We start from the raw sequence: 12,768 nt of genomic DNA on the forward strand, positions 1-12,768 counted from the left end.
CCACGCCGAAGCGCCGGGGACCGTCAGGTCTCCAGGCGGTAGGCGTCCCCGTCGCGTTTCAGGTGCCCGGCGGTGACACCGGCGAAGTGGGTGCCGATGATCAGCACCGGCTGGCCGGCCAGTTCGTCGAACACCCGGTCGCGGGTCGCTTTCGATTCCGTCGGGTCATAGTCGACGGTCGCACACCATTCCGTGTGCGCCATCTGACAGGGATGATGAACGAAGTCGCCGGTGATCATCGCCTTCTCGCCCCTTGACTCGATCATGACGGAGACGTGGCCCGGCGTGTGCCCGTGGGTCGGTTTCAGGTAGACCTCCGGACAGATCTGATGCGTCGTCGTGACGAAATCCACCAGCCCTGCGTCGAACACCGGCTGCACGGAATCGTCGAAGATCACACGGCTCTCCTCGTCCGTGTCCTGATCCCGCCAGTAGTCGAACTCCGGTGTGGCCATCAGATAGCGGGCATTGGCGAACGTCGGCACCCATTTGCCGTCCACCAGCATGGTGTTCCAGCCGACATGATCGACATGCAGGTGCGTGCACATCACGGTGTCGATGCTCTCGACCGGATAGCCTGCGGCGGCCATGTCCGCCAGAAAGGGCTTCTGCAGGTTGGTCCAGTTGGGATTGGCGCGCTGCTTGTCGTTGCCGATGCAGGTATCGACGACGATCCGGCGATCCGGCGTCTCGATCACCAGCGCATGGATCGACATGATCAGCCGTCCCTCCGGCGTCATGAAGTGCGGCTGCAGCCATTCGAGGGGCAGGCAGGCCTCCTTGGTCGCCTGCGGCAGGATGAAACGGGTTCCGCCCGCAACTTCCATCTCCACCACCTTCGTCACCTTCACGTCACCGATTTGCCAGCTCTGCATGTCTCCGCCCTCCCCGACGATGAAAATTCCCGCGCTGCCGCGCGTCGCCCCGTGACATTGGCAGTTTTTTCCGGTAGTCGAAAGCACCAAGCCGACGTGGCTCAATTGGTAGAGCAACCGCCTTGTAAGCGGTAGGTTGGGGGTTCAAGTCCCTCCGTCGGCACCATCCCCCCGAATGTACATTCCGATCAGGCGGCAATCCCGGCCTGCGTCGCTGCTTCTTCAGCTTTCAGACCATCGAACGGCTGCTTGCAGATCGCGACGAAACCGTCGATGTCCAGGGCGTTCATGCCGGGCTCCAGCGGGAATTCCAGCACTTCCGTCACCCGTGCAAGGCCGAAGAAGACATAGGCGGCGACCGCCACGATGACAGGTGCGAACCAGCCTGCGATGTCGATCGTGGCGAAGGGCAGCAGCAGGCAGAACAGGGTGCAGGTCCGCTTGACCAGCAGGGAATAGACAAATGGCAACGGCGTGTTCTGCAACCGCTGCAATCCGGCCTTCGCATGTTCCAGGTGATGCAGCCGGTCCGAGAAGGCGCGCAGGCCAAACTCGGAAAGCTGCTGACGCTCCGCGCATTCGTGCAGGTACGCCGCGCAGCGGCCAAGCGCCGGACGGTGCGGCGACAGGGGTACACGCCCGATCGCCGCGATCTCGTCGATGAACCCGTGAACATGGGTCTGAACCGCCAGACGGTCTGCCGCTGCCGCAAGAAACAGGGTCGTGTCCCGGTCGATGCTGCGCACCTGCCCGATGACGCCGCCCCAGACCTTTCGCGCCTCCCACCAGCGCTCGTAGGCCGCGAAGTTGCGGAAGCCCAGGAACAGCGACAGGGCAACGCCAAAGATCGCGAAGGGGGCAAAGCTGGTCTGCGGCACGACCACCCCCCTGTCGCTTGCCGCGACCAGCGCGGCGGTCAGTGCCGCGAAACCGATGATGTAGGGCAGCACGGCAGGCACCACCGAGCCACGCAGGGCGATCAGCTGATAGAAGAATGATGGGTTGCGGCGCAGTGGCGTGGACAAGACCCCGACCTCCGGAACAGTGCGACAGATGCATGAGAGGGGCGGGCAGGACCTCAGTCGAGGAAGCCACGCTCCGCGATGAGTGCAAGCAGATGCTTCAGCGAGGTCTCGCGCGTCTGGCCGCTGGTGTCCAGCCTGGCCTGCGCCCGGTCATAGAGCGCCTCCCGGCTGGTCAGCAGCGAACGCAGCTGGGTCATGGCCTCCGGATTGCCGGCCATCGGGCGCTCGTCGCCCTGCGCCCTGACCCGCTGCATGTGCTCGTCGGGGGCAGCCTTCAGCCAGATGGTGTGGAAGCGCGTCAGCAGGGTCTGGTAGGTGCGCGGCTCCGCCACGATTCCCCCCGCGACGGCCAGGATCATGCGGTCATGGGTGGCGATGATGCGCCCCAGCGCCTCAGCCTCCAGCGTGCGGTAGCCCTCGGGGCCGTAGAGTCCCATGATCTCGGCGATCTCCATGCCGCCATGGGCCTCGATCTCGCGGTTCAGTTCCACGAACGGCAGGTCCAGCGCCGCGCCCGCCATCCGGCCAAGCGTCGACTTGCCCGCACCGCGCAGGCCGATCAGGCAGATGCGGTTGGCGCGCCGGGAGGCTTCCGGTTCCGGATTGAGCGCCCGCAACACCTCCTCCTGCGTGCTGCGGTCGGCGGAGCGAAACAGGTCCGCGACCCGCAGCGCCTCCGAACTCCAGGGATCATCCTCCCCCACCAGCCATTCGATGCGATGGTCCAGAGCCATGGCAACGCGTTTCAGCAGACCGATGGAGATATTGCCGGCCCCGCTTTCGAGCTGGGCCAGATACCGCGGTGAAACACCGGAAATCTCCGACAGCACGCGGCGGGGAATGCCCTTGCGCTCCCGGGCCTTCCGGACCCGCTCCCCCACCTGCAGCATCAGATCGGCGACCGCGTGATCCGGGGAGGCCGCATCATCGACCGGTGTCACCTCTCCGCTGAAGGTCGCGATTTCCGCCATGCCGACTCACCCTTGCAATATAGTGCAACAAATTAGCCCGGGTTCCGCCGAATGCAATGATGCAGATCAATCGTGGTGGTGAATTCCCGCCTGACCTTCCCGGACGGTCGCCAATCCTCAATAGGTCTCGACGTGGTAGCGGCCCGCTTCCCGCATGGCGTCACGCATCGAAAGCCATTGCTCGCCAATGCTCTCCGCAATGCTGACGAAAGCCTTCTCCACGCCTTCCTCCATGCCGCGCAGCCCGCAGATGTAGATGTGGGTATTCGGATCGACCAGCAGGTCGGCCACCTTCTCCTGTTCCGCCAGCAGCCGGTCCTGCACATATTCCTTCGGCTGTCCTTCCAGACGGCTGTAGACCAGGTGCTGCTCCAGCAGGCTGGCGGGCACCTTCTTCAGCGGCCCGAAATAGGGCAGTGCCTTCGGTGAACGCGCACCGAAGAACATGGTCATGGCTCCGGAGTCGGAGGCCATCGCCCTCTGGCGCCGCATCGTGAAGGCGCGCATGGGGGCGGAACCGGTGCCGGTGCAGATCAGCAGCAGTCGCGCCTTCGGATCATCCGGCATCAGGAAGGTCGCGCCGAACGGGCCGGTGACGCGCACCTCGTCCCCCTGCGCCAAGTCGCAGACATAGTTCGAACAGAGGCCCTGATCCTCCCGCTTCACGGTCAGAGACAGGTTGTTGTAGTTGGCCCGTTCCCCGTCGCGGGGGCTGGAAACGGAATAGAGCCGTGGCAGGTGCGGATTGCCGTTCTCGTCCTCCCCCGGCGGAATGATGCCGATCGACTGCCCCTCCAGCACCGGGAAGGTCTGCCCTGCGAAGTCGAGGATGATGTGGCGGACGTCATGCGACGGATCGTCGGTCAGGCGATAGTTGCCCTGGACCCTTGCCACGGCGGGCTTGCCCAGGTTGTACATGTTGATCGTCGGCTTCTGCGCCGAGGCAGGGGCCTTCGCCTTGCCACCGGCCCCCTTGTGCGCCTCCGCCAGCAGCGCGGCCATGGCGTCGTCCAGAGCCTCGACGCTGGTATTCGCCTCGTCCGCGCCCAGTTCCTCCTGCTCCGGCAGTTCGGTCCATTCATACTGGTCGGAGAGGGAATAGGGCTCCCGCACCACGCGCCATTCATCGATGGAGCCTGTAGGGCAGACCGGGATGCAGTCCATGCAGAAGTTGCAGATCTCGGCGTTCACCACGACATTGTTGTCGTCATGCTCGATGGCCCCGATGGGACAGGTCATCTCGCAGGTATAGCAGCGGATGCAGATTTCCGGGTCGATCAGATGCTGTTTCAGCGGCTTGTTCATCCTGTCACCTCACTTCCCTGATCGACGTCGTTCCGGATCGGATTTCGGCTGCAGCGACACGGGAAGGGGACCATGCCCCCTCCCCGCACTGCATCACGCAGCGTGAAGCTGCACGTACTCGAAGTCACCCGGCTTGCTGTCGATACCGACCTTCGGCGGGGCGATCCAGCTTGCATAGGCACCCGGCTCCGTGACCGGCTTCATCAGCGACTGGATGAATTCCCCGTCCGCCTTCGTCGGCAGCCACTGCCCGACACTGGCATCCCAGGTTTCCTGACTGATCAGGTCACCGGCCGGATTGGCCTTCACGGCGGCGAAGACACCGATCTGGCGATGGAATGCCTCGTCCGGCAGGGTCAGTTCGAAGTTCACACCGGCCTTCTGGATGATCTTGTTCCAGCGGCCGACGCCACCGGCGGCATCACGGATGTAATCGTCCCTCAGGCGCATGTTGATCGCCGTCAGGGCCGGCACTTCCTCCGCCACCACGGCACCTTCGCGCACCGTCCGCACGACGTAGGTTTCGTTCTTCAGCTGGTGATCATCATCGATCCGGGTCTCCATGTAGCGCCCCTTGATGCCTGCGTTGAAGGCATTGGCGGCATTGGTGGAGACTTCCTGACCGAACAGGTCCAGCGACAGCGAATAGTGCAGGTTCAGCTTCTTCTGGATCGTCGGCAGGTCGATCACGCCGAGTTCGCGGATGCGGTTGACGTCCGTCGGATCGGTGATCCCGGCCTTGTTCATCGCATCGACAGTGGCCTGGATTGTCCGTCCGACACCGGTTTCACCCACGAACATGTGGTGCGCTTCCTCGGTCAGCATGAAGCGGCAGGTGCGGCTGAGCGGGTCGAAGCCGGACTGCGCCAGCGACTCGAGCTGCATCTTGCCGTCACGGTCGGTGAAATAGGTGAACATGAAGAACGACAGCCAGTCCGGCGTTTCCTCGTTGAAGGCACCCAGCATGCGCGGCGTCTCGTCCGAACCGGACTGGCGACGCAGCAGGTCATCGGCTTCCTCCCGCCCGTCCTTGCCGAAATACTTGTGCAGCAGATAGACCATCGCCCAGAGGTGACGTCCCTCCTCCACATTGACCTGAAACAGGTTGCGCAGGTCATAGAGGCTGGGTGCCGTGCGGCCCAGGAAGCGCTGCTGTTCCACCGACCCCGGCTCCGTATCGCCCTGGATGACGATCAGCCGCTTCAGCATGTTGCGGTACTCGCCCGGCACTTCCTGCCAGGCCGGCTCCCCCAGGTGCTCGCCGAAGGGGATCCTGCGATCCTCCACCTGCGGTGCCAGCAGCACGCCCCAGCGGTACTCCGGCATCTTCACGTGACCGAACTTGGCCCAGCCCTTCGGGTCCACGGAGACGGCGGTGCGCAGATAGACGGGGCTTTCCTGGAAATTCTGCGGAATCAGATTGTTCCACCAGTTGATGTAGCCCGGGTGCCAGCGTTCCAGCGCCTTCAGCACCTTCCTGTCCGACGACAGGCCGACATTGTTGGGGATCTGCGTGTCGTAGCTGACGTTGATGAGATCGGTCATGTGTCTCTCCTGTTTTCAGTCGGTCGCCGCAGGCTGTCCCGCGATGGCCGTGAAGGGTTCAAGCGCTCAGACACGCTCCATGTTGTACTTGCCGCGAATACCGGTGCCGTAGCTCTGCAGCGCACCTTCCTTGCCGACCGCGTTCGGACGCTGGAAGATCCAGTTCTGCCAGGCCGTCAGCCGACCGAAGATACGGGTCTCCATGGTCTCCGGACCGGCGAAACGCAGGTTGGCCTCCATGCCCGTCATCGCATCGGGGGAGAAGCTGGCGCGTTCTTCCAGGAAGATCCGGACCTCGTCTTCCCAGTCGATGTCATCCAGGATCATGGTCACCAGTCCAAGCTCGGCAGCCTCCTCGGCCTCCAGCGGCGTGCCCTTCTGCGCCTCTGCCGTCGCCACCGATTCCGGCTCACCAAGGAACCGGGTCTGCAGGCGGGTCAGATCATTGCCCATCGGGAACGGCCCGAAGTTGGCATCCGTCAGGGTCACGGTGGCCACGGGGCGGTTATCGCCCTCGAACTCGCCTTCCATCATGTAGGACCGGTCAACCGCGAACAGGATCTCGGCCAGGATACCGGTGAAGCAGGAACCGTTCTCCACCAGCGCCACAAGGGAACGGGAGGTCACGTCGATCCGCTTCAGGATGCGTTTCCAGTAGCGCAGCACCTCATTGGCCAGCCAGTGACCGGCATCATTCATCAGCACGGCCTCGTGCGCCGCCAGCAGCGCCGGATCGCCCTGGGTGCGGAACACCATCAGGCCCAGCTCCATCTCGTTCAGCCGCAGATGCAGGATCGCGTCATCCAGTTCCCGCGCCATGCGCAGCATGTAGGCCTGATCACCCTGGACCTGGAATGCGGCCATGTCGGCGGGGGCCTCCGCCTCGGGGCCATGGATGGTGATCGTTGCCTTGCGGTTTGCCCGATCCACCGCGACCTCGACGGATGAATAGGTCACCGAGCCATCATCGCCGAACGTGCGATCCAGGGGGCCGAGCTTCACACCTTCGGCTACGTCGTCCTTCGGCGAGGCCGCCGCGAATTCCAGCGCGCGCTGCTTCACGGTCTCATCGAACTTCGAGTTCGGAATGACCTCGTCCACCAGACGCCAGTCCTTCGCCTTGCGCCCCTTCACCCCTTCCTCGATGGAGCAGAAGATGTCGGCGAGATCGCGGCGCACCTTGCGCTTGTCGGTCACGCGGGTCAGGCCGCCGGTGCCGGGCAGCACCGCCAGCAGCGGCACCTCCGGCAGCGCCACGGAAGAGGTCGAGTCGTCCGTCAGCATGATGTGGTTACAGGCAATGGCGAGCTCGTAGCCGCCACCGGCGCAGGCACCCTTGACCGCCGCGATGTACTTCTGGCCGCTGTCGGCCTCCGCCGCCTCGTAGGTGTTGCGGGTCTCGTTGGTGAACTTGCAGAAATTGACCTTGTGGCTGTGCGCCGCGCCGCCAAGCATGCGGATGTTGGCACCGGCGCAGAAGACCTTGTCCTTGCCCGACTGCATGACCACGACCTTGACCTCGGGATGTTCGAACCGCATGCGCTGGACAATGTCCGCCAGTTCGATGTCGACACCCAGGTCGTAGGAGTTCAGCTTCAGCTCATAGCCCTCGAACAGCCCGGCTGTCTCGTCCACATCCATGATCAGATTGGCGACGGGGCCATCATATTCCACACGCCAGTGACGGTACTTCGACGGGTCGGTCTGAAAGTCGATGACCTTGGTCATGACGAAGTCTCCTCTCGAGTTCCATTGCCTGCACTATAGTGCGATCAACCCCTCACGTAAAGTCAAATGTGCATGATATTGCATTTTTTGATTTCTATTATTTTCCAGTCGATTAAAAGATCGAAAGCAAGTCGCGATGCGGAAATATGCATTATATTGCTTATTTCGCATGCTCTACAGCTTGCCAGAAACCCTCGATGTCCAGCGGGTCGAGACCAAGGCGCTCCAGGCCACCCCGCGCGACACCTTCCGCGATTCCGTCCCGTGCGATCTGGCGCAGACGCGCCGCTGCCGGGTCGCGTTGCATCACCTGTTTCAGCCCTGCATTGGCAAGCTGAATGAGCCCCTGGCAGAGCACCCGTTCCGCCGAATTGGGCGGCAGCGCCAGCCAGACGGCCTCCAGCACCTCATGCGCTTCCCAGAAATATCCGTCGCGCAGGAAATCAAGCCCGAAGGTCCATGCTGCCGTCGTTGTCAGACGGTCGCTCGATACCGCGTCCACCGTCGCGCGGATGACCGCCAGTTCCGCCCCCTCGTGCGCCGGCGTCCGGCCGGGCAGAAACGCGTATGGCGGTCGCCAGTCGGAAGGCGGCGGCAGTTGCGTCACGGCGACTCAGGCGGCCTGACGCAGCTTGAAGCGCTGGATCTTGCCGGTCGCGGTCTTCGGCAGTTCGGCCACGACCTCGATCCAGCGCGGATACTTCCACTTGCCGATCCGTTCCTTGACGAAGTCCTTCAGCGCCTCGGTCACCGCAGCCGCGTCCTGCCCCTCCTTCAGGACGATGAAGGCCTTCGGTTTCTCCAGCCCCTCCTCGTCCCGGTGCGCCACGACCGCCGCTTCCAGCACCGCGGGATGCGCGCTCAGCGCCTGCTCGATCTCGAACGGCGAAACCCAGATCCCCGACACCTTGAACATGTCGTCGGTACGGCCGCAGTAGATGTAGCGCCCTGTCTCCGTGATCTCGTACTTGTCGCCGGTCCGGGTCCATTCCCCCTCGAAGGTGGCCCGGCTCTTGTCACGCTGGTTCCAGTAGCCGTCGGCGGCGGATGCGCCGCGCACCAGCATCTCACCAATGCCGCCGGGACCGACCTCCGCCCCGCTCTCGTCAACGCAACGCACCTCATAGCCCGGAACCGCCACCCCGGACGTGCCGTAGATGATGTCATCAGGGCGGTTGCTCAGGAAGATGTGCAGCATCTCCGTCGATCCCACTCCATCCAGAATGTCGACGCCCCAGATCCTGCGCCAGGCCTGGCCCGTCTGCTCGGGCAGGGCCTCGCCGGCGGAAATGCAGATGCGCAGGGAAGACTCGGGCCGCGCCATCTTCTCCAGTTCGGCAATGGTCGCCGCGTAGAGTGTCGGCACACCGCAGAAGATCGTCGGTTGCTCCTTCGCGATGATCTCCAGCGTGGTTTCCGGCGTCGGACGGCCATTGAACAGGACCGTGGTCGCGCCCACGGAAAGCGGGAATGTCACCGCATTGCCGAGGCCATAGGCGAAGAAGATCTTGGCGACCGAATAGACGACGTCATCCTCGCGAATGCCCAGCACCTGCAGGCCATAGGTTTCCGCAGTCGCACGCAGGCTGCCATGGACATGACGCACGCCCTTGGGCTGGCCCGTGGACCCCGAGGAATAGAGCCAGAAGGCCCCCTCGTCCGCCGAAACGTCGATGGCGCTCATCTCCGGCGCGCCCTCCATGAAGGCGTCATAGCTGACCGTGCCTTCCGGCGCGTCACCGCCGATGACAATCACCTGGCGCAGCCACGGATTGCCGCTGATCGCAGGCTTCACGACCTCGAAGAGCTCGGCGGAGACCATCAGGCACGCGGCCCGGCTGTCGCGCAGGATGACATCATAGACAGATGTCGAGAGCAGCGTGTTCAGCGCCACGGGAATGACGCCGCCCTTCATCGCCCCCAGAAAGATCTCGGGATATTCGATCTGATCCAGGATCAGACAGGCGACACGCTCCTCACGCGCGATGCCCGCACGGGCGAACGCACCCGCGACCTGGTTCGTGCGTTGCGCCAGTTCTCCGTAGGTCAGGCTGCGCCTGGCGCCTGCCGCTTCGCGAAACGCCTGCTTGCCGGCGCGCCCCTCCTCCAGATGGCGGTCCACCAGCCAGACTGACGCATTCTGATTCTCCGACATGACCATCCTCCCGAGACGTTGCTTTATGCTTTATAATGCAAAACCGAAATTCAATTCAACTCACACTCTTTGTCATGTGCATTTTCATGCACATCCCGTCCCGCTCTAGATCAGGAACAGCGTGATCGATGGAAACAGCACCAGAAGCACGACCCGAAAGAGGTCCGTGCCCACGAAATAGATCACGGCGCGATAGGTCTCGACCAACGGCGTCTTCGGATCCATGGCGTTGATGACAAACAGATTGAGCCCCACCGGCGGTGTGATCAGCCCGACTTCCACGACGATCAGCACCAGAATGCCGAACCAGATCGCCACATGCTCCGGCGACATGCCGAAGTCCAGTTCGCTGATCACCGGGAAGAAGATCGGAACGGTCAGCAGGATCATGCTCAGGCTGTCCATCAGACACCCCATGATCAGATAGAAGATCAGGATGACGGTCAGCACGGTCCATGGGCTGAGCCCCTGGGAAACAACCATGCTGGAGAGTTCCTGCGGCACCTGTGTCAGGGCCAGGAAACCGTTGTAGAAGGCCGCGCCCAGCACGATGAAGAAGATCATGGCTGTGGAGCGGGCGGTCACCAGGAAGCTGTCCATCAGGCTGCGTCGGCCAAGGCCGCCGTTCAGCCAGGCAATCAGCCCGGTTCCCGCCGCGCCGACAGCCGCACCTTCGGTCGGTGTGAACCAGCCGAGATAGATGCCCCCGACCACCAGACCGAAGACCAGCAGCACCGGCCAGACCGCGACCAGCGCGGTCAGTCGTTCCGCCCAGGGCACACGCGCCGCCACACCGGCCTGATCCGGATGCAGGCGGACGTAGATCGATACCGCGACCATGTAGCCAAGTGCCGCCAGGATGCCGGGGATGAAGGCGGCGAGGAACAGCTTGGCAATGTTCTGCTCCGTCAGGATCGCGTAGATCACCAGCACGACCGACGGCGGAATGAGGATGCCGAGGGTGCCGCCTGCGGCCAGCGTGGCGGTCGAGAACCCGCCCGAGTAGCCATAGCGCCGCAGCTCAGGCAGCGCCACGCGGCTCATCGTTGCCGCGGTCGCGAGGGAGGAACCGCAGATTGCCCCGAACCCGGCGCAGGCCCCGATGGCCGCCATGGCAATGCCGCCCCGCCGGTGCCCGAGGAAGCTCTCCGCCGCCTTGAACAGGGCCGTGGACAGTCCGCCAAGCGTCGCGAAATGGCCCATCAGCAGGAACATCGGCACGATGGACAGGGAATAGCTGGCGAAGGTCGAATAGGTCTCGCTCTTCAGTCGTGCCAGCGGCAGGTTGAAGCTGCCGGTAACGGCATAGAGGCCGACCAGCCCGACCAGGAACATGGCCAGGCCGATGGGCACCCGGATGAAGATGAGCACCATGAGTGCCGGAAACGACAGCAGACCGATATCGAGATTGCTCAATGGTCCGTCTCCGGCCCGTCGGTCAGGATCGTCTGCCCGCTGAACATCTCATAGCTGCGGACGATGGCCGTATAGGTCCCCACCAGCGCGGCAACGACCGCGCCGGCGAAACTGGCTGCATAGGCCCACCAGATCGGGAACTGCAGCAGGAAGGTCGTTTCGCCGTAGCTCATCTTGGACCACATGCCCTCGAACAGGCGCCAGGCGATCACGATCAGGACCGCCGCGAAGATGACTTCCGTCACCATGCGCAGTCCACGGTTCGCGCGGCGCGGCAGGAAATTGGTGAAGATGTCCACGGTGGCATGCCCGCCGGTGATCTGGCACAGCGGCAGGAAGGCGAAGATGGCAAAGGCAATGCCCGCCTCCACCAGTTCGAAATCACCGTTGATCGGGCCAACGCCGGTGTCGAGCAGGGCCTGCGCCAGGTCGGGCGCAACAGGCGACAGCACCGTATGCAGGAAGCCGTTGAGGCTGCGCCCCAGTACCGAGGCGCAGACCAGCAGGATCAGCAATCCCAGCACGATGCCGCCAAGTATGGCCATGTTCCTGGCCAGTACCGCCATTGCCCTGTGCATCACACACTCCCGTCAGGCCGGAATGGACGGGCCGCGCAGAAGTCCCGCGCGGCCCGTCTGTTCCGTTCTACGCCTTTGACCTACTTGTAGGCCGCCATCAGCGCCTTGGCCTGGTCGATCAGAGCCTGACCGTCGATGCCACGGTCCTTCATCTCTGCCAGCCAGGTGTCATAGACCGGGGCCGCAGCCGCCGCCCATGCAGCGGACTGGGCGGCGTCGAGGGTGATGATGTTGTTGCCACGATCCACCGCAAGCTGGCGGGACGGACCATCGGCATCGGACTGCGTGCCGCCGGCGAAGACCGAGAAATCCATGCCGGAATTGTCATCCATGACCTTCTGCAGGTCCGCTGGCAGCTCGTTGAACTTGTCCTTGTTCATGACCAGAACGAACGTGATGGTGTAGAGCATCGGGCCGGTGAACTCGGTGTGGTTCTGTACAAGCTCCGGCACCTTCAGGGCGCGCGTGACTTCCCAGGGGATCGTGGTGCCGTCGATAACGCCCTTCGACAGCGCCTCCGGCACTGCCGGAACCGGCATGCCGACCGGCGTCGCACCAAGCTGGTTCAGCAGCGCGTTGACCTGACGGGAGCCGCCACGGATCTTCATGCCGTCCAGGTCCGACGGGGTCACGACGGGTTTGTTGGTGTGGATCATGCCAGGTCCGTGGACCCAGGTGCCGAGCACCTTCATCGACTTGAACTCGGTGTTCTCCATATGCTCCTTCATCATGGTCCAGAACGCGGCGGAGGCTGCACGCGCGTCATTGACGATGAAGGGCAGTTCGAACACTTCCGTCGACGGGAAGCGGCCCGGCGTATAGCCGACCACGTTCCAGGTCATGTCGATGGCGCCATCCAGCACCTGGTCGATGAGCTGCGGCGGCTTGCCGCCGAGCTGCATGGACGGGAAGCGGTTGATCTTGATGCGGTTACCGGAGGCAGCCTCGATCCTGTCGGCCCAGACATCGATGATGTCCGCAGGAATCGTGGCCTGCGCCGGCAGGAAGCTCTGCAGGTTGTACTCATAGTCGGCGGCTGTTGCGGCGGACGCGAGGCCCAGCGCCAGCGCGGCACCGCCCGCGAGATTCATGAGTGATCGGTACATGGTCATTGTCTTCTCCCTGTTGACCTATTTTTATTGCATGATAATGCGTCTTTTGCGCATTTTT

Annotated in this window: 11 protein-coding genes and 1 tRNA gene; 1 reads left to right on the forward strand and 11 read right to left on the reverse strand. The window is 63.4% G+C overall.

The annotated features are described in order from the left end of the window. Positions 1–23 precede the first annotated feature (23 nt). Positions 24–875 (reverse strand): MBL fold metallo-hydrolase, encoded by an 852-nt coding sequence (locus tag QGV55_RS11725; RefSeq protein ID WP_281016625.1) that lies wholly within the window; start codon positions 873–875, stop codon positions 24–26. Positions 876–965: 90 nt separating this feature from the next. On the opposite strand from QGV55_RS11725, the gene QGV55_RS11730 reads away from it, so the two are divergent. Next, positions 966–1,041, forward strand: a tRNA-Thr gene (locus QGV55_RS11730). Between the two features lie 22 nt (positions 1,042–1,063). Here QGV55_RS11730 and QGV55_RS11735 read toward each other — a convergent pair. The 10 genes from QGV55_RS11735 to QGV55_RS11780 form a co-directional block, all read right to left on the reverse strand. Then, positions 1,064–1,900: a bestrophin family ion channel gene (locus QGV55_RS11735; RefSeq protein ID WP_281016624.1), complete on the reverse strand. Its 837-nt coding sequence runs from the start codon at positions 1,898–1,900 to the stop codon at positions 1,064–1,066. A gap of 53 nt (positions 1,901–1,953) precedes the next feature. Then, complete coding sequence (locus tag QGV55_RS11740; protein WP_281016623.1) at positions 1,954–2,871, reverse strand: helix-turn-helix transcriptional regulator; 918 nt, start codon at positions 2,869–2,871, stop codon at positions 1,954–1,956. A gap of 117 nt (positions 2,872–2,988) precedes the next feature. Next, positions 2,989–4,176 carry a benzoyl-CoA 2,3-epoxidase subunit BoxA gene (boxA, locus tag QGV55_RS11745; RefSeq protein ID WP_281016622.1) on the reverse strand — a complete coding sequence of 396 codons (1,188 nt, stop codon included), beginning with the start codon at positions 4,174–4,176 and terminating at the stop codon, positions 2,989–2,991. Positions 4,177–4,269: 93 nt separating this feature from the next. Next, the gene (gene boxB, locus QGV55_RS11750; RefSeq protein WP_281016621.1) at positions 4,270–5,721 is read right to left on the reverse strand and encodes a benzoyl-CoA 2,3-epoxidase subunit BoxB; all 1,452 of its coding nucleotides are present in this window, start codon (positions 5,719–5,721) and stop codon (positions 4,270–4,272) included. A 66-nt stretch (positions 5,722–5,787) separates the two neighbouring features. After that, on the reverse strand, positions 5,788–7,449 hold the full coding sequence (boxC, locus tag QGV55_RS11755; protein ID WP_281016620.1) for a 2,3-epoxybenzoyl-CoA dihydrolase: 1,662 nt from the start codon (positions 7,447–7,449) through the stop codon (positions 5,788–5,790). Between the two features lie 160 nt (positions 7,450–7,609). Continuing rightward, complete coding sequence (locus tag QGV55_RS11760; protein ID WP_281016619.1) at positions 7,610–8,056, reverse strand: DUF309 domain-containing protein; 447 nt, start codon at positions 8,054–8,056, stop codon at positions 7,610–7,612. Positions 8,057–8,062: 6 nt separating this feature from the next. Then, positions 8,063–9,604 (reverse strand): benzoate-CoA ligase family protein, encoded by a 1,542-nt coding sequence (locus QGV55_RS11765; protein ID WP_281016618.1) that lies wholly within the window; start codon positions 9,602–9,604, stop codon positions 8,063–8,065. 105 nt (positions 9,605–9,709) lie between these two features. Then, positions 9,710–11,020, reverse strand: coding sequence for a TRAP transporter large permease (locus tag QGV55_RS11770; protein ID WP_281016617.1), 1,311 nt, complete (start codon positions 11,018–11,020; stop codon positions 9,710–9,712). Continuing rightward, positions 11,017–11,598 carry a TRAP transporter small permease gene (locus QGV55_RS11775; protein ID WP_281016616.1) on the reverse strand — a complete coding sequence of 194 codons (582 nt, stop codon included), beginning with the start codon at positions 11,596–11,598 and terminating at the stop codon, positions 11,017–11,019. Before QGV55_RS11775 ends, QGV55_RS11770 begins: the two co-directional genes overlap by 4 nt. Before the next feature lie 80 nt (positions 11,599–11,678). After that, a complete protein-coding gene (locus QGV55_RS11780) occupies positions 11,679–12,710 on the reverse strand; it encodes a TRAP transporter substrate-binding protein (protein WP_348637609.1) in 1,032 nt (343 codons plus the stop codon). Positions 12,711–12,768: the final 58 nt, after the last annotated feature.

The sequence above is a fragment of the Minwuia sp. IMCC3009 genome (assembly GCF_029909415.1).
Classification (GTDB): domain Bacteria; phylum Pseudomonadota; class Alphaproteobacteria; order Minwuiales; family Minwuiaceae; genus Minwuia.

Excerpts from the sequence above, each read along its gene's own strand:
- QGV55_RS11765 (WP_281016618.1), bottom strand. The coding sequence starts at position 9,604 with ATGTCGGAGAATCAGAATGCGTCAGTCTGGCTGGTGGACCGCCATCTG.
- QGV55_RS11725 (WP_281016625.1), bottom strand. The coding sequence starts at position 875 with ATGCAGAGCTGGCAAATCGGTGACGTGAAGGTGACGAAGGTGGTGGAG.
- boxC (WP_281016620.1), bottom strand. The coding sequence starts at position 7,449 with ATGACCAAGGTCATCGACTTTCAGACCGACCCGTCGAAGTACCGTCAC.
- QGV55_RS11780 (WP_348637609.1), bottom strand. The coding sequence starts at position 12,710 with ATGACCATGTACCGATCACTCATGAATCTCGCGGGCGGTGCCGCGCTG.
- QGV55_RS11775 (WP_281016616.1), bottom strand. The coding sequence starts at position 11,598 with ATGCACAGGGCAATGGCGGTACTGGCCAGGAACATGGCCATACTTGGC.
- boxA (WP_281016622.1), bottom strand. The coding sequence starts at position 4,176 with ATGAACAAGCCGCTGAAACAGCATCTGATCGACCCGGAAATCTGCATC.
- QGV55_RS11740 (WP_281016623.1), bottom strand. The coding sequence starts at position 2,871 with ATGGCGGAAATCGCGACCTTCAGCGGAGAGGTGACACCGGTCGATGAT.
- boxB (WP_281016621.1), bottom strand. The coding sequence starts at position 5,721 with ATGACCGATCTCATCAACGTCAGCTACGACACGCAGATCCCCAACAAT.